Genomic DNA, 25,502 nt, shown 5'->3' with positions numbered 1-25,502 from the left:
CCATTGCACGACAAAAACAGCAAGTCAATGACAGCAGAGCCTTGTTAGAAACTTCCAAAGCAGAACTCGCAACTCAAAATCAGCGCATCGCTAAACAAGCGTCACAAATTGAGTCTGAACGCCAAAAGTACGTTCAGCTCGCCAGTGATATAGAAGGGCTCGAAGCAATGATAGAGCAACAAAATCAGCAAATTGACGCCCGCGTAAAACTCGTCGAACAACTGGACACAAAAATAAAAGCCAATGAATTGCTACTAGAAGAGAAAAACCAAACAATAGGGAATCAAAAACGCACATTATCTATGTTTGCGATCGCCGTTCTGCTCGCCATTAGTCTTGTGGTTGTCACTCTACTGAGTTACCGAGCTAAAAAACGAGCCCATACTCAACTTAAAATCGCAGCATCTTTTATTAGAAAAAAGTGCAATAGAACTCACCAAAGCCAAAGAAGATGCTGAAAAAGCAAACAAGGCAAAAAGCGTCTTTTTAGCTACTATGTCCCACGAGCTGAGAACGCCCTTAAACGCAATTTTAGGTTTTTCCCAACTCATTCAACGCAGTCCAGAACTCGCCACCAGCCTGAGAAACAAAGTGTCCATAGTAAACAGCAGCGGTGAACATCTGCTCGGTTTAATCAACGATGTCCTCGAAGTTTCAAAAATTGAAGAAGGCCGAGTGGAGCTTTCCAGTACTGTGTTCAATTTGAGGTCTGTTCTCAACGACATGGAAGCGATGTTCAGTTTGCAAACCCACCGAAAAGGCGTCGACCTGCAATGCGTAAAATCCGATTCCGTTCCGGATTACGTCGTTGGCGACTTGGGAAAAACACGGCAGATCCTAATCAACATTATTGGCAATGCAGTAAAGTTCACCGACAGTGGTCGGATTGAAGTAGAGGTTCAAACCTATTCTGAATCAGGGGCGTTGGCCATTTTCCCCTCAGAAGAAGTCGCGGCTTCAATAGAGCCTAGTAGCTTATCCATTATCTTCAAAATACAAGATACAGGTGTAGGCATGGCCGAAAGTGAGTTTGATAAGGTGTTTAAGCCCTTCGAACAGGGCTCTGTCGGAAGCCAAAAACAAGGAAGTACAGGACTTGGTTTGACGATTAGCCGACACTATGCCCAACTAATGGGAGGAAACATTCGCTTTACCAGTAAACTCGACGAAGGTACCTGTTTCTATTTTCTGACCAAAGTCGGTACAGCTTCTGAGCAACAAATTCCGCCAGTGGTATCACTGCCAGAGATCTCTGGACTAACCAAAGCGTACAGAGGGCTGAAAGTTCTGGTGGCCGACGATGTAGAAACCAACCGCATTGTGATAAAAGAAATGCTGGAACCATTGGGCTTTCACATACTAGAAGCCAGCAACGGGAGGCAGGCAATAGACGTTTTTACCCGTGAAACTCCTAAGCTGATTTTAATGGACTTAAAAATGCCCGTTATGGATGGTTTTGAGGCGATCACCAAAATACGCGCCTTACCCAAAGGTGAACAGGTAACTATCTTTATCGTTTCGGCGAGTGTATTAGACACACCACAAGACATCATCAATGCCAATCAAGTCGACAGTGCGATCAGCAAACCCATCGACATGAGAAGGTTGCTAGAAGAGATTAACCACCATTTAGACATTAGCTTCGACTATGTCAATGAAAGTGAAATACAAAGAGGGAGCACTTTGCCGTCGGATCCGGTCAGCTTCGTGCAGTTACCCGACCATATCCGCGATAAAATCCACCATGCGGCTCTAATTGGTGACACCGCCCAACTGCAACAAATTAGCGATATGCTCGCCAATGACAGTTCAAGGGAAGCCAAGCAGTTACAACAGTTGATCGACAACTTTGATTTAGCCGCTATCCTTCTGCACACCAAGAAACCGAGCAGCGACTCTTAACCATCATTAGTTGAGATTAAAACGTCGTATTAACGCTAATTACCATCGCTGTTGCCTCTGAACGGTAGTCACCAAATGTGTTGTAGAAGATGCGTTTATTGTATCTATCGTCCACCAAGCCCATAAGGTTGTAAAAGTTTACGTTCAGTTCAGAGTTGTCTAGCCATTGATAACTCATACCTGCATTTAAAAAGACTTGCTCTTTAACCCCTTCGCTCCAGTCTTGTGCAATAAAAGTGAAGTTATCATCGCGTCTGCGATCCCAGTAGTCTTCTACACCAGGAAATCCCCAGTAGATCCGTAACGAACCGTTAAAGCTCAATTTTTCCGTAGACTGATAATCGTATCGCACTTTACTGATATGGTTGCTCCATGAGTGCAGATCGTTTCCGTAGCCGTATGATTCAGCAGTAATCAGGGTTTCACTATCTGGGTTTGCTAGGTCAAAATCCACCAGTTTGGTAAACGCATGAGACAGAGCCAAGCGGTGCGCATCAAATTCTCTTTCCCACTCTAATTCAACACCCCACTGGTTCTGTGTTCCAGTAATCTGACTTTGTCGGAGTTTGTCGTCCCAACTCAAGGCTTCTAGCTCTAAGTAGAACAAACTCAATGCCGCAGTAGTGTTATTGGTGTAATACTCATGACGCCATTCGATACTATCAAGCACTTCTGGATCTTGAGTCTTTTTACCAGCGAGTTCACCTGCTCGGTTATCATCCGCAAAGTTCATGCGTTGAGATCGGGTCAGCATTAACTTTGATACTTGTGTTGCGCTCATTTGCCACACTAGGGATGCTCTCGGTGAAAACAGCAAATCTGTATTAGTGTGTCGATCAACACGACCACCCAAAAAAGTGGTCCAATCTTTATCGACACGCCACTGCCACTCGCCAAACGCAGAGTACGTCACTGTTGACCAAGAGTCGGTATTTTTCAAACGACTCGTATACACGTCGGCTTGATCCCCTCCCCACTCTTTTAAACCAAAGGTTTCAAAGGAGACCTCTCCACCGAGAGCGATGTCAGACGTGTCACTTGCTCGCCATTGCGCCACTACTTGACCAAACCATTCATCCTCTCGGTGATTAGGGGAATCGCGCTCTGACCCATAAGGTAAGATTTGTCGATAGTGAAGCATGTCATAACTGAGCGCACTTTTGATCGACAGCGCTTCCGTCATGTCTGCACTGTATTCCCCATAAGCCGTCAACTGCTTGTATCGAAAATCTAAATGATTTCTTGGCACTGGTGTCGGCGAATCAACCACAAAGAATACGTCGTTAATCTCCTTTTCGCCCGCTTGAGTGTATCGCAGCCAAAACTCTGAGTTATCAGCGCTGATCTGTGCGTGCAACTTAATTGGATGATGACCATCGGGCTGCTGCTGATCATTCACCCCTACAGGGAAGGGATCTCCTCTTCGTATCAGCTCTTTCGTAGCCAGACTGGTTTGATCGCTACCTATGATGAGCGGTGCATCTTTCTCATCTGCACCGCTCATATCAGAGATACCCGCATAAAGGTACAAACCGATGTTGTTGTCGTAAAGTTTGCTAAATTGCCCTTCTGCCGCCAGAAACTCATTACCAGCCCCAGCTTTGAGATCTATGCTATTACCACTGTGATTGCGCGCATTGAATGTCTTGATATCAATAACCATGGATACTGCACCAAGCCCATACAAAGCTGAACCAGCGCCTCGAATCACACTTATATGCTCGATATCTCGTAATATAGGGAAGTTTCTTTCGGTTACAGCGCCAGAGCGTGTTCTCTCGTTCATCACTCGGCCATTAACACGGATAACAATCTTATTTTCCCTGTCGTTAATAATACCGCGAGTACCAATATGTGATGGTTCCCAGTGATGCCTTGTCCATTGGACACCCGGAACATAGATATCGAGTAGTTCGTGTAGGGATCTAGCCCCTGATACCTTGATGTCTTTTGCTTGAATTCGAGTTACCGCTGCGGGTGTTGTTTCCAGTGAAGTGAGAGTTAAAGAGCCATCTTCATAGAGGTTGATTTGACTCAACTCTTCTAGACTCAACTCCCATAGTTCCTTTTGACCTTCTTCTGCGTTCGCCTGCATAGATATACAGGCGACCACTGTCATTGCCATTGCTCTATAACTCATCGCCGACCCTAGCTTTGTGTTGTTTATTGAGTGCTATAGAGGAGTGTAGACTTTGATTGGGATTTTTGATTACTTTCTACGTCAATACTTTAATCAATACGCCCGCCAAGATGACCTTAACGGGCGTGCAAATATCACATTGATGATTGGCGGTAATTAAAGACCTAGGTTTGCTGGCCAATTCGCCATAACACTCCACTGGGGTCGACCAGACAAAATTCTAGCATTCCCCAGCGCTGCTCTGAAATATCGGTCACACTGGTTGAATACTCTTGTTCTAAGTTCAACTCTTTGATTTTGTTAAACCAAGCCTGCGCGTCTTCCACCAGTAAATGCATCATGGTGTTGTTCGCATGCTCTTCTTGATAAAAGTTTTGCAGCATAAAAGCGCAGCTTTGATACTTGAGATAAGCGGCATTTCCAAAGTCCGCCATAACGTTAAAACCAAGCGCGTGATAGAAGTCTATTGATTTTTGATAATCCTTTGCTGGGACAAACGCTTTAATCTCTAACAGGTTTAGATTCATTTTTTACTTTCCATGTAGCACATCTTTTCTTATTCTAGATGATAACTATTATCATTAACGAGATCGTGTTCACAACGGAAATAAAGCGAATACTACATATTGAAACGGTGTCTAAAATCCGAGGGCGTCATGCCTTTTTTGTCTCTAAATTGACGATTAAAATTAGACAAATTGTTGAATCCCGACTGCTCCGCAACTAGCGCTATTGGCGCTTTAGAACTGATTAACAGCTCACACGCTTTACCAATTCGAAAGCTTTTTAAGTGCTCGCTAAAACTTTCACAGAAATGGCGCTCAAACAACCGATATGCGGTACTTTCGCTCATATGTAAGGCTTGGCAAAAGTCACTTATCTTTACGTTGCGATGGAAGTTATCTTCGATAAACTGACGAGCGGCCTCCACTTTGCCATTATCGCTCTCTTTTTCATTGTATTGAGTAATAGAGTAAGGGGTGGAAGAGAGTTCATGAGCCGTATTATCTTCAATCATCAGTTGAAAAACCTGCATTAAATCTATCAGTTGACGATGCTTGGGCTTACTTTCCGTCTGGTGGAGTAGACTAAAAGCGATTTCTGCGTTTTCTTTACTGAACTTTATCCCGCGCGAACTGCGTCTTAACACGTTTTTCAGGGCGCGAAGTTCTGGAGCAACTTCAATTAAACTATCGATCCAACTTGGAGTGAACCACAATACAATCGAACGATGATCCTCTCGCTTCTTTGCGTGATAACGGCCAGATACCATATGAGGTAAACCCGGTCCGTACATCATCATCGTTGAGTCTTGCCACGAACCATTGTGAATGAAATCGCCGACAAAACAGGTGACTTCCTGTCCGTCTGTCATGCCTTTATAGATAACGACTTCATACTCTACGTGGTAATGCCACGGACACATAAAATCACCAACGTCGCTCTTGCATTGGTACTCGGCTACGCGCCAGTTAAAGCCCGTGTGATTGTCGACTTTCTCTATTAAAGGTTTCATATTGGCATCCACTTGTTTTACTTAGCATACAGTACTAGCGTCTGTACTTTACTGTCAATTACCCGCACCCATGTGAAGGAAAAGTACCAGACAACGATGGATTAATACCAGTGTAAATTTAGATATCCATTACACTGTTTAGTGTCAAAGAGTGGCCGCTCTAACTCATTGTTCCTTACTAGTACCCAAGTCACCTCTAGGTGCTTGGGTACGCCGCAGTTCGTTGAGGCGTATTATGCTTAAAGATAAAACCGCAATCATTTTTATATTTACCACTTTCATAACGGGTTTGTGTGGCGCATTTTTCTATCCGCTTTCCAGTATTATGATCGTCGAAGGCTTAGGCGCATCTCCCGCCATGTTGAGTATCTACATGGTGCTTTGCGTATTTAGTGGCGTTATTGTCGCCCAATTTATCGCTCACCACTCTGACAAAAATTGGAGTAGAAAAACCATCATGCAGGTGGGTTTCTTCTGCTACCTGATTACCGTAGTCTGTTTCTCATTCATTCGAGACTACTACCTAGCAATTAGTATATCCGTTGTGTTTGGCAGCGTGAGCGGAGCGATTGCCGGGCAACTGTTTGCTTTGGGTCGTGAGTATGCAGACAAACACTTAAAAAGCGACTCTGGTTCGTTCCTTTCAACCATGCGCGCTGCCATGGCTCTCGCTTGGGTGTTTGGTCCACCTTTGGCATTTACATTAAAAGGGTTTTACGGTTTCTCGGCTGCATTTCTAACCGCTGCTGCATGTACTGTCGTCGCGATTATCGTCATTCACTTTTTTATTCCCGACGCCATTAGTTCAGAAGAGACAGAAAGTGACTCTGAAAACAGTACACTTCTACCGTCAACCAAGTCAGCGTGGTATCAACGCATAGTCGTACTTATGTTTGCAGCTTGTCTTTTAATGGCTTTTTCTGCCAACAACATCTACGTCACGGCGATGCCACTTTACCTCTCTGTTGAGATGCAAGCCGATGCAAGCTGGGCCGGTATGCTTTTTGGTTTAGCTGCACTGTGCGAAATCCCCATAATGCTCGGTGCAGGCTGGCTCGCCCTTAAATTTGGCACACGCAACATGCTCGTTATTGGATTGGCCTCTGGCGTACTCTTCTTTTGGGGTATGTTAAACGCAACCGAGCTATGGCACATGTTAGCACTACAAGTTCCCAACGGCGTCTTTATCGGTGTGTTCGCAACACTTGGTATGGTTGCTCTGCAAGATATGATGAAAGATCAATTGGGCGTGGCTTCAACCTTGTTTACCAACCTACTGCAAATAAGCATGTTGGTGGCCAGTGTGTCGATTGGATTTTTGGCGGAAATGCACAGTTACTTTAGCACTTTCTATCTAGCACTCCTTTTTATTGTGCTGGCGCTGGTTTCCTTGCTGGCAGCATCATTGCGAAAAGAGAGCGACAACGCATTGCGAACGGCCGTCACCGAGTCATAGCAGATTCCCCTCTACCGCTACAACACTGCTTTTTCACAATAGTTACTTCTCCTCCCCTTGAAGTGATTATTGTGACACCCTCCAGCTTTTAGGGCGTAGAGCGCAAGAATGATGTAGGAATCATTTCAACCACTTATCATCAGTCGTAACATCATAGCGACAAGGATGAAATCATGCGACATCACCTATTAGCTTTGGCAGTGGCAACCACCGCTTGCAGTGCCTATGCCGATCCGACATTGACTCTGTCGACCTCAACCACTAGTCGAGACTGGCCTCTGACTTCTGGCGAAGTCACCATTAATCTTTCCAAGCAAACCTATCAACTCGCCATTAGTGGTATCGACTCTGGATGTAAGGATGTATTTGCAGACAAATTTCGCTTTAGTAAGCCTTTGCCATTGAAGTGTAACAGCGATACCGAACTGGAAATGAAGATACGTTTCAGTGGCGACTACACTTTTAGTTATGATGCATTAAATCAAACCATAAGAGTTGTACGGCAGGCCAAAGTCAGTGAAAACAGCACTTTCACACGGCCACTGCCCCAAGTTCAGTGTTTACAAAACAGCGGAAAAACTATCGATATTGGTGTCGGGGATACCTTCGCTGACGGAGAGGTGGTGCGAGAAATCTTTTCAGGAAAAACCTATCGAGTTAAAAATGGTGCCGTTAAGCTAACGCCTCCTGTAAGCAGTGGTGGGCTGGTGGCTTTTGAGAGCACCACAATGACAGAGCATCCGTTCACTTATCAAAACGCCAATATTTACTTTGTCATGGTGGACCGTTTTAACAACGGTGACAGTAGTAACGATCAGAGTTACGGTAGACAAAAAGATGGAAAGCAGGAGATTGGTACGTTTCACGGTGGCGATCTCAAAGGGGTAATCAGTAAGTTAGACTACATCCAAAGCCTAGGGACAGATGTCATCTGGCTATCGCCAATTGTTGAACAGGTTCATGGATTTGTCGGCGGTGGAGATAAAGGTAGCTTTCCGTTTTACGCTTACCACGGTTACTGGACAAGAGACTTTACCAAGATAGATGAAAACTTTGGTAAGGATGAAGACCTACAAAACTTAGTACAAGAAGCGCATAAGCGCGGCATCAGAGTATTCCTCGATGCCGTTGTCAATCACGCGGGTTACGCGACCCTTGCAGACCTTCAATTTGATAATTTGCCCGTCGTCTCCAATCAAATAAAAAATTGGATTCCCGATGAGAATCAAAACTGGCATAGCGTTCACCAGCACATCAACTACCAAAGCGAGCATTGGCTTGACTGGTGGGGTAAAGACTGGGTGCGAGCGGGCTTGCCAAACTATCAAAAACCAGGAAGTTCTGATACCACACTCAACTTAGCAGGTTTGCCCGATTTTATTACTGAGTCAGACAAAGCGGTGACACCACCTAAATGGCTACTGAACAATCCCGGCACCAGAGTAGAGCATCGAGACAACTACACGGTAGCGGACTATCTAATTGAGTGGCAAACCGATTGGGTGAAACGGTTTGGTATCGACGGTTTTCGAGTCGACACGGTAAAACACGTTGAAGGCGATGTATGGCTGTCGCTCAAGGCACAAGCGAGTCAAGCGCTTAATCACTGGCGCGAGAAACAAGCCCAATCAGGTCAAGATTTTTGGATGATGGGCGAAGTATGGGGACATTCAGCTTACCGTTCACCCTATACCGACCAAGGGTTCGACGCCTTGATCAACTTTGACTTACAGAAAAAAATGGACAAAGCGGCAGTCTGCCTTAGTACCATGGATGAAACTTACCAGACTATTCGGATTCTGTTGTTGCAGATCCAAGTTATACGCCCGTGAGTTATATGTCGTCCCATGATACCGAGCTGTTTTTTGCCAGATACAACTCCATTGCCTTGCAAAAACAGGCGGCGAATGCACTTATGCTGACTCCGGGTGCGATTCAAATCTATTACGGTGATGAAGTTGCACGTGAGCTGGGGCCCTACGCCGACGATTTCCACCAAGGTACGCGCAGTGACATGCTATGGACACTGGATCAAGAGCGACAGGTTCTGTTAGAACATTGGCAAACAATGGGCCAGTTTCGCCAGCGACATCCTGCTATTGGCGCTGGCAAACATACGGTTATTCCACAAAGAGACGCTTATGTCTTCTCTCGCCAATTAGGTGAAGACCGAGTGGTCGTGGCCTATTTGGGTCAGTAACCCTGACCTTTCCCTGAGTAAAACAGCAAAAGGCCGCCAATATCTATTTTGGCGGCCTTTTTCGTCTTCGCTACTACAGTTATTCGGCTATAGAAAGCTCACTCAACTTATCTTTTGCTGGAGTGTAACCATTTTCCGACGATTTTTGGTACCACTTCGCCGCTTCGTTAACGTTTTTCTCTACCCCTTCACCATACTCGTATAGCTGTCCTAGCATATATTGGGCGTAAGCATACCCATTGGCCGCTGCTTTCTGGTACCAAACCTTTGCCTGATGGTAATCTTGCATAACGCCATGGCCGCTGTGATAAAGCCAACCTAAGTTAGCTTCAGCTCTTGCGTACCCTTGTTCCGCCGCTTTAACGTACCACTGTTTAGAAGCTTGATAATCTTGCTCCACACCTAAACCTTCGCGATACATATACGCTAAGTTGGTTTGTGCTCGGGCATAACCTTGCTCTGCTCCTTTGCGATACCACCGTGCTGCTTGCTTGAGATCTTTAACGATGCCATTGCCCGTTTCATAAAGCCAACCAATATTGGTTTGTGCCCGACTATCACCTTGTTCTGCGGCTTTTTCATACCAAAGCTTCGCCATCAAGAAGCTTTGATCGACGCCAAGCCCCGCTTCATACATGTAACCTAAATTAGTTTGCGCTCTGGGGTAGTTACTTTCTGCTGCTTTGCGATACCAGAACACCGCCTCTAAGTAGTCTTGCTTTACACCTAGTCCACTTTGGTACAAATAGCCCAAATTGGAACTCGCCACTACGCTGCCCTGTTGCGCTGCTTTAGAGTACCATTGATAAGCTTGGACATAGCTCTGTTTAACCCCTATACCAAGCTCATACATATAACCCAACTTGTTTTGAGCTTTGGGATAACCTCTATCGGCTGCCTTTTGATACCACTCAATGGCTTTAGGAAGATGTGGCTTTGTTCCCAATCCTTTTTCATACATCAAACCCACGTTAAACACCGAGCTAAGGTTGCCCACCTTGGCGGCTTTTTTGTACCACTCCAGCGCTTTGACGTAATCCCTTTCTACCCCATAACCAAATTGATAGAAGACCCCGATATTGTTCGCCGCACTTTCATGGCCTTGTTCCGCAGCTTTGCGGTACCACGCCAGAGCTTTTGTATAGTCTTGCTCAACACCCAATGCCTGATGGTAGATAGCACCAAGGCCAAATAGGCCATCTTCGTCGTTCTGTGCCGCGGCTTTTTCATACCATGATATGGCTGTATCAATATCCGCTTCGACGCCAAACCCTTTTAAATACATAAAAGCAAGGCTGGCTTGTGCAGGAGCGTACTCATACTCTACCGCACTTCGATACCACTCTAGCGCTTGCTGGTAGTTTTTCTCTACAACGATCCCTTCGCGATAAAAGTAACCCAAGCGATTTTGCGCATATAAAGAACCTTCACTCGCTGCGACTTCATACCAGTACAATGCCTTTTCGTAGTCTCTTTCAAAACCTCTGCCGATTTCGTATAACCACCCTAGGTTAGCCATCGCTAAAGGATGTCCACGCTGAGCCGACTCTTCAAAAAGTTGAATCGCGATCTGCTCGTTCTTTTCAACGCCTAAACCGTCGAGATAGAAACCGGCCAAATCGATCATGCATCGGCGCTCTCTTCATCAACCGCCAATCGGTACCAATATGCACTCTGTTCGTAATTTTGCTCGACGCCTAAACCAAACTCATACAAACGGCCTAAGCGATACATGGCAACCTCGTACCATTGACTGGCGGCTTTTTCATACCACTGCAGTGCTTGCTTGTAATCGACATCTACGCCATAGCCTTGCTCGTAGATAAAACCTAAGCTGGTTTGAGCAAGGGCATGATCTTGTTCAGCTGCTTTCTCATACCATTGCATAGCAATCTCATCACTCTGTTTGAGAGACTGCTCGCCACTTTGATACCAAGTTGCTAGCTCGTATTGGGCTTGAGCTTCGCCCGCTTCAGCTCGGTTTTTAGTTTGCTGAAATTCCGAACTGGAAGGGGTCGACTGACATCCGACAAGGAGTAAAGTACCTAATGCTGCTACTAATATTGCCTTTTTCATGTTTCGCGCTGATTCTTAAACTTGTTTAGACGTTACCATAGAGGTAAATAGGAGATGAGATTGAGATCTGAGGAGGAGAGATAGCTCTCAATCTGGATTGAATTACCACTGCTAGTTGGGCAAAGTGTAATCAGTTGCCTATGGCTCATACTGTGGCAACATAAGAGTCAGGCGCTCAATTTCTCTCTGCTCGCTTTCAGCAGCGATATGCACTAACACCATCCCTGTATTGCGAATCCCACATTTGATATCACAAGGTTTTACGAGATCAAATTCTAGCGGTTGCTCAGAAGGCTCGCTATCTACTAGAAGTACAGGTGGAGTCATTTCGGTATTATCCGGCTCGATCTGATAAATAAATAGCGATGCATCATCGGCGTAAGCACTGCCGACGGCGAACAAACTCATTAAGGCGATCCAAGCTTTCATAATCATTTCCTCACTCTATACCTCTCTAGGTTAGCATCAAGGTAAGCCGTGTCAAACAACACTGCGATTTTCACTGAATAACAGCCACAAAAAAGCCCTCCGAGGAGGGCTTTAACAAGCGATAAGTTTTATCCTTGACGGCGCTGTTTTACAGCATCAGCAACTGGCGAAGTACTTTTTCACTGTCTTCCCAGCCGATACACGCATCGGTAATTGACTGACCGTAAGTTGGCGCTTTGCCATCAACAAGATCTTGGCGACCTTCAACCAAGTGAGACTCGATCATGACACCAAAAATAGCTTGTTCACCACCCGCAATCTGGCTAGACACATCGTCGGATACTAGCATCTGACGTTGGTACTGCTTAGAGCTGTTTGCGTGGCTAAAGTCGATCATCACTTTTTCTGGAAGACCAGAAGTCTTTAACTCTTGCTTAATAGTGCCGACGTGATCCGCACTGTAGTTTGGCTCTTTACCACCGCGAAGGATGATATGGCAATCTGGGTTACCCGCAGTTTCAACAATTGCAGAGTGACCGTACTTCGTGACTGACAAGAAGTGGTGAGACGCACTTGCCGAGCGAATCGCATCAGAAGCAATTTTGATATTGCCGTCTGTACCGTTTTTAAAACCGACTGGGCAAGAGAGACCAGAAGACAACTCGCGGTGAACCTGAGATTCAGTAGTACGCGCACCAATTGCGCCCCAGCTAATCAAATCGGCTACGTACTGAGGCGTGATCATATCTAGGAACTCACTCGCCGTTGGCATACCCATATCCGTTAGATCCAGCAGTAGTTTACGCCCCATACGCAGGCCGTCGTTTAGCTTAAAGGTATCATTTAGGTATGGGTCATTGATAAGACCTTTCCAGCCAACCGTAGTACGTGGCTTCTCGAAGTAGACTCGCATAACGATTTCAAGATCGTCTTTTAGTTCATCGCGAAGCGTTTTTAAGCGCTTGCCATATTCAATCGCCGCTTCAGTATCGTGAATAGAACAAGGGCCAATAATAACCAATAGACGGTCATCTTCACCTTTTAAAATTTGAGAAATCGCCTGACGGCTTTCAAAAGTGGTAGAAGAAGCGGTTTCGGTTGCCGGAAACTTTTCTAAAACTGCAATTGGTGGCAATAACTCTTTTACTTTATTAATTCGTACATCATCTGTCTGGAACATCGCTTACTTCTTCCTGTATCTCTTGGGTTGAACATCTTCTCACCAGATTGATGAAACAATGTTCATTGGTTCTTTTGTCTCTTTCCCGTAACTTATCTATTAAAAACCCAAGGCGCAAGCACTATTTTTATTAAAAGGCAATATTTCTGCATATTTTACATTTTACATGACGTGTAAATTTTAAATTACACCTGTTTGATTATGTGCGAAAAACATAACAAAACAACTCCACAATAAACCATAAGATTATGATTTTATAGCCCTACCCTTTCATAAAAACATCTACCAAAGGACAAATAAACCGATCGAAACGCAATAGTGACGACAATATTGAAATAGAGATAAGTCACACTAATTTTTCTATAAATTAGCGAGGTAAGGTTAGATGGACAACATCGAATCGCGCTGTAGGGAAATATAAAATAGAGTGTTTCTCTCTTTCTCTTGTTAGGTGTATCACCCGCCTTCCATAGCAGCGCATAACTTTGTCTGTTAGCCGTTCGGTTTTACTTTATAAATATTGGGAAAAAGGCATAATACGCAGCCTGCAAAACGCGCCAATACTAAGGACACGCTTGTGACTAACGCTTCTTTTTCAACATTGCCACTTAAAACTGAGTTGCTTTCGACATTAGACTCACTCGGCTACACATCTATGACGGCCATTCAGCAACAGAGTTTACCAGCGGTTCTGGAAGGCAAAGACGTGATTGGTCAGGGAAAAACTGGATCGGGGAAAACAGCAACTTTTGCTCTGGGTTTGCTTAGCAACCTGAATGTAAAACGTTTTCGAGTACAATCACTTGTTCTTTGCCCAACAAGAGAACTCGCCGATCAGGTGGCCAAGGAGATCCGCACTTTAGCTCGCGGCATTCACAATATTAAAGTTCTGACACTTTGCGGTGGAATGCCAATGGGTCCACAAATTGGTTCATTGGAACATGGTGCGCATATTTTGGTGGGTACACCGGGCCGTATTTTGGATCATCTGACAAAAGATAGAATCAATCTTGATGAACTCAATACGCTCGTGCTCGATGAAGCGGATAGAATGCTAGAGATGGGCTTTCAAGAAGCCTTGATACCATCATCGCTCATGCACCTAAAGATCGCCAAACCTTGCTGTTTAGCGCGACTTTTCCAAAAGAGATCGAAGCTATCGCCGCTAACATTATGCAGCAGCCACAGATGGTTAAAGTGGAGTCCACTCACCAGACGAGTACGATTCGCCAAGAGTTTTACAAGTTAGAGAACAAAGAGCAACGCGATGATGCCCTTGAAGCTTTGCTACTAACACACAAACCCGAATCTTCCGTGGTGTTCTGCAATACGAAAAAAGAAGTGCAAAACGTTACCGATGAATTGGCGCACCGCGGGTTTAGTGTTATCGAACTGCACGGCGATATGGAACAACGCGAGCGAGATCAAGCGTTAACTATGTTTGCCAATAAGAGTATTTCTATCTTGGTTGCCACCGACGTCGCAGCCCGCGGATTAGATGTCGATAACCTTGACGCCGTATTTAACTTCGAGTTGTCACGCGATCCTGAAGTACACGTTCACCGTATCGGTCGTACTGGACGAGCAGGTTCAAAAGGCGCGGCTTACAGCTTCTACAACGAGAAAGAAGCGTATCGCGTCGCTCGTATCGACGAATACATGGATATCGCCATTACCCCATCCACTCTGCCAGAAAAGCCAGTGGAAAGGCCTTTTTACCCACGCATGCAGACCATTCAAATACTTGGCGGAAAAAAGCAAAAAGTACGTGCTGGTGACATTCTTGGTGCACTAACCAAACAAGCGGGTATCGATGGGAAAAAAATCGGCAAGATCACTATCATGCCAATGGTGGCCTACGTCGCCGTTGAGCAAAATGTAGTGAAACGCGCTTTAAAACAGCTTCAAGATGGCAAGATGAAAGGCCGTCAGTTTAAAGCAAGGATTATCAAGTAGCACCCTAACCCCTTGACTCAATGGCTTGAAGTTAAGTTTGAAGACTTCAAGCCGCTTTGTACTTCAAGTCGCTTTGTAATACACCCTGCCTCCACACCTTATTGCTCTTGCGCCAATTGGATATAGTTTCCGCAAGGATCATAGAAACAAGCGTCTTTCAATTCTTGAGGTGTGTGTTGACGTGGTCACTTTATCCTTAAACTCATTACTCACCCGACTCCACCATTTCTTTAATCTTCCATGCTTTCTCAAAATGGTCGAGTTTGTGTGTCTGAATCCACCACGTTGCGGCTTCCATCAATAACTCTGGGTCATCATTTTTGTTAGCGAAAAAAGCATAAAAGGATACACCAACGTTTTCTCCCTTTTGTTCCAACTTCTTTTGGCAGACTTCGATTACCTTACGCCTTAAAGAATCACGCATGTTTAACACCCTAATTGTGATTGCAAAGCACCGCATCAAGTTAGATTCAAGCAGAATAAAAGCGATACTTGCCGTCAGTTTCAAAAATTCTAAATCCGCGTCCTGTTTTAACTCATGTGCAAAATACAAAAGTAAATCACTAAAACACGTATACTTGTTAACTAGAATAAACGTTAACTTAACTAATTGTAAAATATTGATTTAACGTCACTATATAGGCTAAGTTAAACCTATAAAAAAAAGGCTCAACCTATTGTTGAGCCCCTAAGCAAAACCCACTTGTTAATCTATTTTACTAAACACCAAACTCACGTTAGTGCCGCCAAAACCAAAACTATTACTCATAACGGTTTTAAGCGTTCTGTCGATGCGCGAGGTAACTAAGGGTCGGCTACCTACTTTCGGATCGGCGTTGTCGATATTGGCAGAGGCCGTGACAAAACCTTGAGACAGCATAATCAAACTGTATATGGCTTCATGCACACCAGCCGCGCCTAATGAGTGGCCGGTAAGCGATTTAGTAGAGGAAAAAATTGGATAGCCCTGCTCTGCAAATACTGTATCCATGGCTTCCAACTCAACGATGTCTCCAGCGGGTGTGCTAGTTCCGTGGGTATTTACGTAATCAATCGGGCGTTGCGCTTCTTGTATCGCCAGTTTCATCGCGTTTGTCGCCCCTTCTCCTGACGGCGCGACCATATCGTATCCATCCGATGCGGTACCAAACCCAACCAACTCTGCGATTATTGTTGCATTGCGCGCTTTAGCCATTTCGTACTCTTCTAAAATCAACACGCCACCGCCGCCAGCGATAACAAAGCCGTCGCGATGTTCATCATAGGGACGACTCGCTCGTTCTGGCGTTTCGTTGTATTGAGTGGAAAATGCTCCCATCGCATCAAACAAGCAGCTTTGTGTTACATGCTCCGCTTCTCCCCCACCGACAATTACTCTGTCTTGTTTTCCCCATTGGATCAGCTCTGCACCATAACCGATACAATGGGCACTGGTAGAGCAAGCCGACGACATAGATACGTTCATACCTTTGATACCTAGTGCCGTTGATAAACATGCTGACACTGTACTTCCCATTGTCGAAGTCACGCGATAAGGGCCAACTTTTCGTATTCCTTTTTCTTTTAGCAGCGTGTTTGCGACCACAATGTCTTCTGTTGATGCTCCACCAGAACCCATCACTAACCCCGTTTTAAGGTTCTGCATATCTTCTGGAGTTAAACCTGCATTTTGAATCGCTTCTTGAGCGGCCACATAAGAGTATGCCGCTGCCTCTCCCATAAATCTAAGCTGCTTGCGAGGAATTTTTTCTTTTAAATCCAAGCCTTCAATGCTCCCCGCGATATGGCAACGAAGCCCAGCTCTCTCATATTCTTCTTGATAACGAATGCCCGAACGACCCAACTTAAGTGATTGAGTCACCGCTGCTAAGTCGTTTCCGATACTTGAAACGACACCCATTCCCGTAACAACAACACGACGCATACTACTTTCCTTAAGGTCTCTTTAAGAGACCACATACTAGATCGATTTTACGGGTATAATCCACTCCAACCAGTTAAATTTTTATACAACAGGCAGGCTGATGAAGCGTTCCGATTTCTCTTCAATGAACTGTTCCATTGCTCGGAGCTTGAATATTTTCGGCGAGTGGTGGACTCTGCTGATCGTTCGCGACCTTTTTCTCGGCAACAATCGTTTTAATGGATTGCAGAAAAACCTAGGCATTTCAAAAAAGGTGTTGGTCGATAGGTTATCTACGCTGCTAGAAGAGGGGGTAATAGAGAAGTGCGAAACCGGAACGAACCGTCATTTCTACAAGTTGACAGAAAAAGGTCTGGCGCTAGAACCAATCCTTCTTTCAATAATGCAATGGGGCGACAAGTGGCACTACGAAAACCAGCCCCCAATTATGCTTAAGCACAACTTGTGCGGAGAGATCACCGAGCCCGCTTTGCAATGCACTCACTGTAAACAGCCGCTGCACTTTAAAGATGTCACTGGTTTACGGGGACCCAGCATGTCAGATGAACGCTACCAACACTGGCAAGATTTTAAGTTATGGATCGCGAAAAACAGTGAAGACGCATAACCCAGCGCGCTTTGTTCAAAGGCTTGAAAAAGCGTGACGCTCTCTTCTTCAAGCCCGCCTCATGTTTTTTTGCTTAACGCTCTACCAGAAATAGTGATCCACCAGTAACGCAACAAACAGCAACATCAGATGGTAAATGGACAGCTTAAAGGTTTTAATAGCGGTGTCAGGCTGCGGTGTATATTTAAGCTTCCATGCACTGATAATAAATGCCGCACTTAGCGCAGTCACGGTAATTAAATAAAACAAACCACTCATTCCAACCAGCACTGGAAGCAAGCAAATAACCGCGAGCAAGATGGTGTACAAGAGAATCGAGGTTTTGGTGTATTCCTCTCCGTGGGTGACAGGCAACATGGGTATGTTTGCTTTGGCATAATCTTCTTTGCGATGGATAGCCAGCGCCAAAAATGGGGGGGTGTCCATATAAAGATGATCATCACCAATAGCCAAGCGTTGGAATGCAGCTCTCCGGTTACCGCTGTCCAGCCAAGAAGCGGCGGCATTGCGCCTGCAATGCCGGCAATTACTATGTTTTGTGGCGTTGCACGTTTGAGGTACAAGGTATAAACCACTGCATAGCCGAGCATACTAGCCATTGTCAGGTAAGCCGTTAAGGCATTAACACCCGTGATTAATATGGCAAATCCCACAACGGCTAACGCACTGGCAAATAAGAAGACTTTAACTGGAGATAAGTCCCCTGAAGGCAAGGGCCTTCTATAGGTACGGGCCATCAATGAATCGATTCTTCGGTCAATCAAATGATTATATGCTGCCGCTGATGATGCCATTAAGCCAATGCCCAATACTCCAAGCACGGCTTGCTGCAATGGCAACTGCGCTGGTACGGCCAAGCACATACCAACCAAAGCTGTAAGCAGCATTAACGCCACTACTTTAGGTTTGGTTAAAGTAAAATAGTGCTGAAACTTAGACCTTTCGCCTGAGCTAGATAAGCTAATGGATTTACTCATCGCGCACCTTCCTTGTTTAAACTCATGCTTCTGCTGGATGCCAAACCAAGAAATTGATGTAAAGTACATTCACCAGTAATAGTGCAGCAACCAAGTTATGAGCCACCGCCACTGGTAGTGGGAGGCTAAAAAGCACATTACTTATGCCAAGTGCGATCTGCACAACTAAAAACGCGAACGCCCACCAGCCCGCTTTAGAGATCTCTCTATCACCTTGTTCAAAAGATTGGAAAACCAAAAAACTCACCAACACGGCAACGACAAACGCGCCAAATCGGTGAGTGACGTGTATCGTCATTCTCGCGCCATAGTCTAAGGTGCCAAACTCATAACTTTCCTGAACTGGCTGTATCAACTGAAAAGCGTGTTTAAAGTCGAGGTGACTCACCCAATCACCTTCGCATACCGGTAAGTTAGTACACATTAACGCAGCGTAGTTAGAAGACGTCCAACCGCCGAGTGCTATTTGTAGACCAATGGTGATGAGGGCGACAACGGAGAGTAATCGAAACATTGGGGTGACATATGAATGGTCAACAATGTCTTGATTCGCATTTAAACGCCAATAAATCACACTCATTAAGCAAAGCAGTGTAAAACCACCTAATAAATGCCCCATCACCACCACTGGCATAAGCTTCATGGTCACGGTCCACATTCCCAACAGCGCTTGAAACACTATCGTGAATACGGTCAAAACAGGTAATGTCGGAGACATTCGCTTTTGAACCACACAACACACACTAATAAACAGAACCAGTAGACCAAGCGCGCCCGCAAAATATCGGTGAATCATTTCTAACCACGCTTTCTCTGATTCAACGGTTAGGTTGGGATAGAGCGTCTTAGCATTGGCGAGTTCTTGTGCACTGTTTGGTACGCCAAGCTGACCATAACATCCCGGCCAGTCGGGGCATCCCAACCCAGCATCAGCTAAACGGGTATATGCGCCCAGCACGATAACGGTCAAGGTTAGCAACAAGCATAGTCGAACCAAGATGAGTAGTTTCATTGCTGCCTCCTCGCCTTAACCTACTCGGGAAAGTTTTAATAACTTTCGCAAATCCGCAAGCAATCCTTTAGTTTGCAAAGGTAACTGCTCGCTTTGTTCTGTACTTGGGTAGCGCATAACGAGCTGCCCCAAAGGATCGACGATTAAATACTCTGCTTCATCGATTAATTCAGAAAAGGAATCGTTAATCGGTATGGTAGCAAACGGAATTTGTGCCAAAACTGACAAGTCACTTTTCGGTGTCACTAAAACAACTGGGGTAACTCGCTGCTGGTACTTTCCCAGTGCTATATGGCTTTGCTGCAGCAAGTGAAGTTGCTGTCGACAAAGCTCGGTACAAACCTCTGGTATGCGATAGGCTAACTGCCAACTCTGCTGGTGATAAGGGTTGGCAACCCCAAGTGTTTGATAGGTAATTCCTGAGTCAATCAAGGTGCCTTTGTTGGTAACACCAGATTGATACCAGTTCTGATTGAGGATCACCTTAGCGGCAATCGCTGGCATGGCGAAAAACAAAACCAGTGCCAATAGAGTGAGTCTTCCTTTAACTTTGGCGTCCATTTTTCTGTCCTCTTTTAAACCATTTAAACGCAACAAATACGCTTAGAAATAGGAGTGCAGTCGCCATTGCAAACCACTGAAATGAATAGCCAAAATGCTTTTTGCTTTCCATTGGTATTGGTTGCCAAGGTTGCGCGTACGGCCAGTTTTCTTGCTGCGGCTGAAAAATGTAGGGTTCCACTTCAAGACCCCATAACTTAGCCAGCCTTGTTAAATTAAGATTTTGCACTCGCGTTACGTCACCCGGTTCTGGGCTCAATTTGTCGCTAAGTGGGTTGCGAGACTTTTGGTAGATCCTTCCGCTAAAATTCGTCGTTTGTTGTAGCCAATCAATTTCGGGTAACTTCGATCGAGAGAGCGGTGCTTTAATAAATCCTCTCTCTAATAAGAGTAGCTTGCCCTGCTCGGTTTTCATTAACTGATAGGCCAAGTAACCCACTCTGCCTTCGTGTACTTGGTTATCGAGCAACAAGTAGTAACCAGCAAGAGGCGAGAGTTTAGCTTTGACCTTGATACCAGTAACAAAACCTTGGTCTGGCAATTCTGTTAAAGAAATTTCCTCCGCTCTAGCACGTTGTTTTAGTTGATTTTCTAGTATCTGTTTCTCATAACCACGGCTTTGCTGCCACAAACCCAGTTTGACCAACGCAAAAACTCCACCCACAGTTAACAACACGAACAAACAAAACCATACAATCCCATAGGAGAAAGCAATGGTATTCTTGTTTAAGTTGGTACTTGTTCTATTACTGCTGTTTATCATTTTTAACCTGGTCCGAGCCTTGTTCGAAATGGTAACTGGGGACGAAGAGGAAGAACGAGCCGACTCTATGAGTCATTTCCTCGGTCGTCGTGTTGTTCTCTCTGCCCTCGCAATTGTTCTACTTGTTGTTGCACTTCTCAGCGGGTTTATCGAACCCAATAGCCGCCCTTATTAACGGGTTAGAGCACATAGACAAAAACAAACAAGCACAACCAAACCACGTCGACAAAATGCCAATACCAACTGCCTGCCTGAAACGCAAAATGGTCTTTTGGTGTAAAGTGATCTTTGGCAATTCTAAATAGCAATACGATTAAGAACAGAGTCCCCAAACAGACGTGTAAGCCGTGAAATCCAGTCAGTAAGAAGAAAGTGTTGCCATAGACGCCCGATTGAAGGGTCAGCCCTAAATCCTGATAAGCGTGGATATACTCAACGCCTTGGTAATAAAGAAAAAATGCGGCAAGTACTATGGTGATCTCTAACCAGACGATAAGCGCCATACGTCTGTTTTTCTCCAGACTCGTATGAGCCAAATGAAGAGTAACTGACGATATCAGCAGAATAATAGTGTTAGTTAACGGAATCCCTTGCCAGCTCATGGCAAGAGTGGTGTCTCCCGCTGGGGTAAGGGTCAGTGGCCATATGGCTTCAAAAGCAGGCCAAAGCACCTCATGGGTCATTTCGTTGTTACCGCTTCCCCCTAACCAAGGCACCGAAATCATACGCGCGTAGAACAGCGCACCAAAGAAAGCGCCAAAAAACATCACTTCCGAGAAGATGAACCAGCTCATTCCCTGTCGAAACGAGCGAGAAAGCTGCTTTGAATACAAGCCAGACATGGATTCCGACACCACATTGCTAAACCATCCCGCTAACATGTAGAGCAAGAAGATAAAGCCCGCCGTCAAAATCACTTTGCCAAACACATTGGCGGCTCCGCCTTCTTCCATGGTCTGCACGGTTAATCCTGCCCCAACCGCGACCAAAAACAGCGCAACAGCCCCTACGATAGGCCAGCTACTTTGCGGTGGAACATAATAGGATGGAGGTTTCATACTCATGGTGTCACTCCCTGTGCACGTTCGGTCGCTTTCGCCACCTTAATATCTGCGCTTTCTTTACTGGTGATGTCATAGAGGGTGTAAGAAAGGGTCAGTGTATGTATCTCTTTCGGTAAGTCGGGCTCAATGTAAAAAATGAGCCCCAGTTCAGCTGTTTGCTGACTATCCAAGGGTTGTCTGTTGAAGCAAAAGCACTCAATTTTGTTGAAGTAGCTTGCGCCCATACCCGGAGAGACCGAAGGGACTGCTTGGCCTATGATGGTCTTATCGGAGCGATTGAAAGCGCGATAGGCGGTTTCTATTACCTCCCCCGGATGAACGTCCAGTACGGTCGTCTCCGGCTTAAACTCCCACGGCATAGACGCATTTTGGTGCGCGATAAACTCAACTCGAACAGTTCGAGATTTGTCTACCGTTAACCCCGATGGCTGCTCTGCGGCTTGATTACTTGTTTTTCCATTGATACCCAATGCTTCACACATCACATCGTATAAGGGCACCAAGGCATACCCAAAACCAAACATCGCAAGCGTCGCTCCCACCAATTTAAGTGTTAAGGGTCGATTAGACTTTTTCGCTTCCATGCCATATCCCCTTTAATCAATCTTGGGCGGCGTGCTAAAGGTGTGATGTGGCGCTGGGCTGGGCACTGTCCATTCAAGCCCTTCCGCTCTTTCCCAAGATTTCGCTTTGGCCTTTTCACCACCGCGAATGCACTTAATAACCAGCCATAAGAAAATCAGCTGAGACAAGCCAAATGCAAAACCGCCAATCGACACAATCTGGTTAACGTCAGCAAACTGAATGGCGTAGTCTGGAATTCTTCGCGGCATTCCCGCCAACCCTAAAAAATGCATTGGGAAGAATAAGACATTCACTGAAATCACTGAGCACCAAAAGTGCCATAAACTCAGCTTGTGGTCATACATATGGCCAGTCCACTTGGGTAGCCAATAATATGCCGCTGCCATAATAGAAAAGACAGCACCAGAAACCAGTACATAATGGAAATGCGCTACCACAAAGTAGGTGTCGTGGTATTGGAAGTCCGCTGGCACAATCGCGAGCATCAATCCAGAGAAACCGCCTATGGTAAACAAGACGATAAATGCGATAGCAAATAGCATAGGGGTTTCGAAAGTCAGTGCCCCTCGCCACATAGTCGCAACCCAGTTAAATACTTTTACCCCAGTGGGAACCGCAATCAACATGGTGCAATACATAAAGAAGAGCTCGGCAAATACCGGCATCCCCGTTGTAAACATATGGTGAGCCCACACGAGGAACGAGAGCAATGCAATACTCGAAGTGGCATACACCATAGAATGGTAGCCGAAGAGCTTTTTACCGCTAAACGCGGGAATAATCGCTGAGACAATCCCAAATGATGGCAAGATCATGATGTACACTTCAGGGTGCCCGAAGAACCAGAAAATGTGCTGGAACATAACGGGGTCGCCGCCACCTGCAGCATCAAAGAAACTGGTACCGAAGTATTTATCCGTCAACACCATAGTTACCGCACCTGCCAAAACAGGCATGACCGCAATCAACAAGAAAGCCGTAATTAACCAAGTCCAAACGAACATTGGCATTTTGAACCAGCCCATTCCCGGTGCTCGCATATTTACTATGGTCACAATCACGTTGATTGCCCCCATGATGGAACTGATACCCATAATGTGAACGGAGAAGACAAAAAGTGCCGTGCTATCAGGGCCATAGGTGGTTGAAAGCGGCGCGTAAAAGGTCCAACCAAAATCTGGGCCACCACCGGGCATAAACAGAGACGATAGCAATATCAAAAATGCGAACGGAAGGATCCAAAAACTCAAGTTGTTCATTCTCGGCAATGCCATATCTGGCGCGCCAATCATCATGGGGATCATCCAGTTGGCCAATCCCGTAAACGCTGGCATGACAGCGCCAAACACCATAATAAGACCATGAACTGTGGTCATTTGATTAAAAAATTGTGGTTCGACTAGCTGAAGACCCGGCTGAAAAAGTTCCGCACGAATCACCATGGCCATCGCACCACCAACCAGGAACATGATAAAGCTGAACCACAAGTAAAGGGTGCCAATATCCTTGTGGTTGGTCGAATAGATCCAACGTGAAATACCACTTGGGGCATGGTGCTCGTGATGGTCATCCACAACTGCAGTGCTGTTTGCACCACCCATTTCAGCATCGGTTACTGGCGCCGACTTTGATGAATCTTGTTTGGAGATACTCATTTTTCTTCCCCCGCACCCTGCAACTTAAATGCATTGACATCGGCGGCTTGAACCATGTCACCGACCTTGTTTCCTAGACCGTTTCGCTGATAGGTCACTACCGCCGCGACTTCCTTATCGCTAAGCTGATTGGCAAAAGCTTGCATTGCCGTCCCTGCTCGACCATTGACGACAATATCGATGTGTTGATTAACATCGCCAGTAGCAACGGGACTACCAGTAATAGCAGGAAAGGCTCCGGTGATACCTGCCCCATTCGCTTGGTGACATACTGCGCAGCGCTGGGTGTATACTTCTTTGCCCAATGCCACCAACTCTTCCATAGATAATGAACTTCCCAACGCCGCTTGGGCTTCTTGTTTGGCTTTGGCAAGTTGAGCTTTTTTATCTGCTAACCATTGCTCGTAATCCGCTTCTTCCATTGCGTGGACCACTACAGGCATAAAGCCGTGAGCACGACCACACAACTCGGCACATTGGCCTCGGTAGACGCCGGGCTTGTCGATTTTGGTCCAAGCCTCGTTGATAAAACCGGGTATGGTGTCTTTTTTGACCGCAAAATCAGGAACCCACCAAGAGTGAATTACGTCGTCGGAAGTCAGTAGAAAGCGAATCTTTTTGTTGATGGGAACCACCAAAGGCTCATCAACTTCGAGTAGATAGTGAGCGCCTTTTTCTTCCACACCATCGATCGCTTTTTGGCTGGTCGCCAAAAGACTAAAAAATTCCACCTCTTCGCCGAAATAGCTGTAATGCCATTTCCATTGAGATCCGGTAATTTTAATTGTCAGGTCAGATTGAGAGGTATCTTCCATCGCAATCAAGGTTTTGGTCGCGGGGATAGCCATGCCGATCAGGATGAGAATGGGGATCACCGTCCAAATGACTTCGACTTTGGTACTCTCGTGAAAATGTGCGGCCACCGCACCTTTCGACTTGCGATGATGGTAAATGGAATAAAACATCGCACCAAACACCACAAGGGCGATAACACAGCAGATGTAGAAGATCAGCATGTGAAGGTCATAGACCTGCTCGCTGATCGAGGTGACCCCTTTGGTCATATTAAAGGATTGTTCAGCAGAGATAGCTGGCGCAGCAAATCCGACAAACATAAGATCCGTTAATAGCCAAAGAAAAAGCAGTAATCTTTTCAAAAGACTTCTCCCTTGCCCAGTGCACTCACAAGTGTCCTTTACTTCTCAAGGCAGAAAAGTGCTACAGCCTTAGTAGATAAAGGTTTCACGACACATTCCCTAATATCGCGATTTTGTTACATTTTGTTATATTAATGTTAATAAAAACTAGTTAAGGATTTTAGAATGTGCAAGAAAGTACCAGTACATTTTATGTACCGATCTAAATGCCTTGTGTCTTTTGCCTATTAATCAGGACGTAAAACGAATGGCACGATCAAGGCGACGAACCCTCCAATGGGTTCTAAACTTAACAAGAGAATTTAGTGAGTTTTAGCGATTGCGTTCTCGCTAATGATAATC

At 45.5% G+C, this 25,502-nt stretch carries 20 protein-coding genes and 4 pseudogenes; 7 read left to right on the top strand and 17 right to left on the bottom strand.

What is annotated here, in order from left to right; translation table 11 throughout:
- The first annotated feature begins 41 nt into the window (after positions 1–41).
- Together BLO31_RS17380 and BLO31_RS17375 are read left to right on the top strand one after the other, a co-directional pair.
- Positions 42–458 carry a hypothetical protein gene (locus BLO31_RS17380; protein WP_070969613.1) on the top strand — a complete coding sequence of 139 codons (417 nt, stop codon included), beginning with the start codon at positions 42–44 and terminating at the stop codon, positions 456–458.
- Complete coding sequence (locus BLO31_RS17375) at positions 382–1,902, top strand: ATP-binding protein (RefSeq protein WP_342668992.1); 1,521 nt, start codon at positions 382–384, stop codon at positions 1,900–1,902. Before BLO31_RS17380 ends, BLO31_RS17375 begins: the two co-directional genes overlap by 77 nt.
- A gap of 16 nt (positions 1,903–1,918) precedes the next feature.
- On the opposite strand, the gene BLO31_RS17370 is transcribed toward BLO31_RS17375, so the two are convergent.
- From BLO31_RS17370 to BLO31_RS17360, 3 genes are all read right to left on the bottom strand, one after another.
- Positions 1,919–4,042, bottom strand: a complete 2,124-nt coding sequence (locus tag BLO31_RS17370; RefSeq protein ID WP_084659904.1) for a TonB-dependent receptor plug domain-containing protein — start codon at positions 4,040–4,042, stop codon at positions 1,919–1,921.
- A 164-nt stretch (positions 4,043–4,206) separates the two neighbouring features.
- Entirely contained in the window at positions 4,207–4,569 is a 363-nt protein-coding gene (locus BLO31_RS17365; RefSeq protein ID WP_070969604.1) for a VOC family protein, read from the bottom strand.
- A 92-nt stretch (positions 4,570–4,661) separates the two neighbouring features.
- On the bottom strand, positions 4,662–5,558 hold the full coding sequence (locus tag BLO31_RS17360) for an AraC family transcriptional regulator (RefSeq protein ID WP_070969760.1): 897 nt from the start codon (positions 5,556–5,558) through the stop codon (positions 4,662–4,664).
- Positions 5,559–5,793: 235 nt separating this feature from the next.
- On the opposite strand from BLO31_RS17360, the gene BLO31_RS17355 reads away from it, so the two are divergent.
- A complete protein-coding gene (locus BLO31_RS17355; RefSeq protein ID WP_070969601.1) occupies positions 5,794–7,014 on the top strand; it encodes a sugar efflux transporter in 1,221 nt (406 codons plus the stop codon).
- A gap of 173 nt (positions 7,015–7,187) precedes the next feature.
- Positions 7,188–9,214, top strand: a pseudogene (locus BLO31_RS17350) (alpha-amylase).
- A 79-nt stretch (positions 9,215–9,293) separates the two neighbouring features.
- Here BLO31_RS17350 and BLO31_RS17345 read toward each other — a convergent pair.
- The 4 genes and pseudogenes from BLO31_RS17345 to aroG form a co-directional block, all read right to left on the bottom strand.
- Positions 9,294–10,841 carry an SEL1-like repeat protein gene (locus tag BLO31_RS17345; protein ID WP_070969598.1) on the bottom strand — a complete coding sequence of 516 codons (1,548 nt, stop codon included), beginning with the start codon at positions 10,839–10,841 and terminating at the stop codon, positions 9,294–9,296.
- Positions 10,838–11,290, bottom strand: a complete 453-nt coding sequence (locus BLO31_RS17340) for a tetratricopeptide repeat protein (protein ID WP_070969595.1) — start codon at positions 11,288–11,290, stop codon at positions 10,838–10,840. The genes BLO31_RS17345 and BLO31_RS17340 overlap by 4 nt, the downstream gene beginning before the upstream one ends.
- Before the next feature lie 138 nt (positions 11,291–11,428).
- A complete protein-coding gene (locus tag BLO31_RS17335; protein ID WP_139159047.1) occupies positions 11,429–11,719 on the bottom strand; it encodes a hypothetical protein in 291 nt (96 codons plus the stop codon).
- Between the two features lie 128 nt (positions 11,720–11,847).
- Positions 11,848–12,899: pseudogene (aroG, locus tag BLO31_RS17330) on the bottom strand (3-deoxy-7-phosphoheptulonate synthase AroG).
- Positions 12,900–13,476: 577 nt separating this feature from the next.
- Here aroG and dbpA point away from each other — a divergent pair.
- A pseudogene (gene dbpA / locus BLO31_RS17325) lies at positions 13,477–14,855 on the top strand (ATP-dependent RNA helicase DbpA).
- A gap of 205 nt (positions 14,856–15,060) precedes the next feature.
- On the opposite strand, the gene BLO31_RS17320 reads toward dbpA, so the two are convergent.
- On the bottom strand, positions 15,061–15,279 hold the full coding sequence (locus BLO31_RS17320; RefSeq protein ID WP_070969756.1) for a DUF6500 family protein: 219 nt from the start codon (positions 15,277–15,279) through the stop codon (positions 15,061–15,063).
- A 282-nt stretch (positions 15,280–15,561) separates the two neighbouring features.
- The gene (locus BLO31_RS17315; RefSeq protein WP_070969586.1) at positions 15,562–16,779 is read right to left on the bottom strand and encodes a beta-ketoacyl-ACP synthase II; all 1,218 of its coding nucleotides are present in this window, start codon (positions 16,777–16,779) and stop codon (positions 15,562–15,564) included.
- Positions 16,780–16,879: 100 nt separating this feature from the next.
- On the opposite strand from BLO31_RS17315, the gene BLO31_RS17310 reads away from it, so the two are divergent.
- Positions 16,880–17,386: a winged helix-turn-helix transcriptional regulator gene (locus tag BLO31_RS17310; protein WP_070969583.1), complete on the top strand. Its 507-nt coding sequence runs from the start codon at positions 16,880–16,882 to the stop codon at positions 17,384–17,386.
- 81 nt (positions 17,387–17,467) lie between these two features.
- Here the strand turns inward: BLO31_RS17310 and cyoE are convergent.
- The 4 genes and pseudogenes from cyoE to BLO31_RS17290 all read right to left on the bottom strand — a co-directional run bounded on the left by cyoE (position 17,468) and on the right by BLO31_RS17290 (position 20,582).
- Positions 17,468–18,363 (bottom strand): annotated as a pseudogene (gene cyoE / locus BLO31_RS17305) (heme o synthase).
- A gap of 22 nt (positions 18,364–18,385) precedes the next feature.
- Positions 18,386–19,375, bottom strand: coding sequence for a COX15/CtaA family protein (locus BLO31_RS17300; RefSeq protein ID WP_070969580.1), 990 nt, complete (start codon positions 19,373–19,375; stop codon positions 18,386–18,388).
- Positions 19,376–19,390: 15 nt separating this feature from the next.
- Positions 19,391–19,936 carry a hypothetical protein gene (locus BLO31_RS17295; RefSeq protein ID WP_070969577.1) on the bottom strand — a complete coding sequence of 182 codons (546 nt, stop codon included), beginning with the start codon at positions 19,934–19,936 and terminating at the stop codon, positions 19,391–19,393.
- On the bottom strand, positions 19,920–20,582 hold the full coding sequence (locus BLO31_RS17290; protein ID WP_245688513.1) for an SURF1 family protein: 663 nt from the start codon (positions 20,580–20,582) through the stop codon (positions 19,920–19,922). The genes BLO31_RS17295 and BLO31_RS17290 overlap by 17 nt, the downstream gene beginning before the upstream one ends.
- A gap of 67 nt (positions 20,583–20,649) precedes the next feature.
- Between BLO31_RS17290 and BLO31_RS17285 the strand changes: the two genes are divergently transcribed.
- Positions 20,650–20,874, top strand: a complete 225-nt coding sequence (locus BLO31_RS17285) for a DUF2909 family protein (protein ID WP_070969750.1) — start codon at positions 20,650–20,652, stop codon at positions 20,872–20,874.
- Positions 20,875–20,878: 4 nt separating this feature from the next.
- Here BLO31_RS17285 and BLO31_RS17280 read toward each other — a convergent pair whose 3' ends face one another.
- From BLO31_RS17280 to coxB, 4 genes are read right to left on the bottom strand one after another with little or no spacing between them, the layout of a single operon-like run.
- Entirely contained in the window at positions 20,879–21,763 is an 885-nt protein-coding gene (locus BLO31_RS17280) for a cytochrome c oxidase subunit 3 (RefSeq protein WP_070969574.1), read from the bottom strand.
- Positions 21,760–22,347 carry a cytochrome c oxidase assembly protein gene (locus BLO31_RS17275; protein WP_070969571.1) on the bottom strand — a complete coding sequence of 196 codons (588 nt, stop codon included), beginning with the start codon at positions 22,345–22,347 and terminating at the stop codon, positions 21,760–21,762. Before BLO31_RS17275 ends, BLO31_RS17280 begins: the two co-directional genes overlap by 4 nt.
- 12 nt (positions 22,348–22,359) lie before the next feature.
- Positions 22,360–24,003, bottom strand: coding sequence for a cytochrome c oxidase subunit I (ctaD, locus tag BLO31_RS17270; RefSeq protein ID WP_070969568.1), 1,644 nt, complete (start codon positions 24,001–24,003; stop codon positions 22,360–22,362).
- Entirely contained in the window at positions 24,000–25,118 is a 1,119-nt protein-coding gene (gene coxB, locus BLO31_RS17265) for a cytochrome c oxidase subunit II (RefSeq protein WP_425425306.1), read from the bottom strand. The genes ctaD and coxB overlap by 4 nt, the downstream gene beginning before the upstream one ends.
- Between the last annotated feature and the right edge of the window lie 384 nt (positions 25,119–25,502).

It is taken from the genome of Vibrio sonorensis, from assembly GCF_001854765.1.
GTDB classification, from domain to species: Bacteria; Pseudomonadota; Gammaproteobacteria; order Enterobacterales; family Vibrionaceae; genus Vibrio; species Vibrio sonorensis.
The sequence above is the reverse complement of the archived record's forward strand: the minus strand, read 5'-3'. Positions and strand labels throughout refer to the sequence as shown.